1 protein-coding gene is annotated in these 1,279 nt (G+C 65.9%); it reads right to left on the reverse strand.

Translation table 11 applies throughout. The annotated features are described in order from the left end of the window. The coding region (locus DIE12_RS37685) for an aspartate aminotransferase family protein (protein ID WP_148092737.1) at positions 1-1,279 on the reverse strand (1,279 nt) is incomplete at both ends.

Raw genomic sequence — 1,279 nt, forward strand, 5'->3', positions numbered from 1 at the left:
AATCACGAGCGGCGGCGACAGCAGCATCCGGTCGCCGGTCGCGCGCATGATCAGGTTGCCGTTGAAGCAGAAGTCGCGGCAGATCGTGCCGACCTCGCCGCCGTTCGCGAAGCGGCGGCGCTCGGCCGGCGACTCGGCGAGCTGCAGGCTCGCGACCATCCCGTGGCCGTGCACTTCGCCGACGATCGGGTGACGCGCGAAGGTTTCGCGCATCAGCGCCTGGAAGTACGGGCCCGTGTCGTGCTTCACGCGCTCGACGATCCCTTCGTCGCGCAGCAGCTTCAGGTTCGCGACCGCCACCGCCGCCGCGACCGGGTGCCCCGAGTACGTGAGCCCGTGATTGAATTCGCCGTTGTCGATGATCGGGCGCGCAACGCGTTCATGGATACCCACCGCGCCCATCGGCACGTAACCCGAGGTCAGGCCCTTGGCCATCGTGATCAGGTCCGGCTCGAAGCCGAAGTGCTGGTGCGCGAACCATTCGCCGGTGCGGCCGAAGCCGCCGATCACTTCGTCGGCGACGAGCAGGATGTCGTACTTGCGGCAGATCCGCTGGATTTCCGGCCAGTACGTCGACGGCGGGAAGATCACGCCGCCCGCGCCCTGGAACGGCTCGCCGATGAACGCCGCGACGTTCTCCGCGCCGAGCTCTAGGATCTTCGCCTCGAGCTGCTGCGCACGCGCGAGGCCGAACGCTTCGGGCGTCTCGCCGGCTTGTGCTTCGCCGAAGAAATACGGCTGGTCGATGTGCACGATGTTCTCGACCTTCGACGGCATCTGCTCGTGCATGTAGCCCATCCCGCCGAGCGTGCCGCCCGCGATCGTCGAGCCGTGATAGCCGTTCCTGCGCGAGATCACGTATTTCTTCTGCGGCTTGCCCTGCACGCGCCAGTACTGGTGCACGAGACGCAGCACGGTGTCGTTGCCTTCCGAGCCGCTGTTGCAATAGAAGAAGTGATTGAAGCCTGCGGGCGTCACCTCGGCGAGCATCGCCGACAGTTCGATTACCGGCGGGTGCGTGGTCTTGAAGAACGTGTTGTAGAACGGCAGTTCCTGCAGTTGGCGATATGCGGCATCGGCAAGTTCCTTGCGGCCGTAGCCGACGTTCACGCACCAGAGGCCGGCCATCCCGTCGATGACCTTGTTGCCGTCCGAGTCCCACAGATAGACGCCGTCGGCCTTCACGATCACGCGGCTGCCCGCGCGATTGAGCGCACCCATGTCCGAGAACGGATGGATGTGGTGCGCGGCGTCGAGCGCGCGGTATTCGGCGGTCGAG

This window comes from Burkholderia sp. Bp9015 (assembly GCF_003853505.1).
In the GTDB taxonomy this organism is placed as follows: Bacteria; Pseudomonadota; Gammaproteobacteria; order Burkholderiales; family Burkholderiaceae; genus Burkholderia.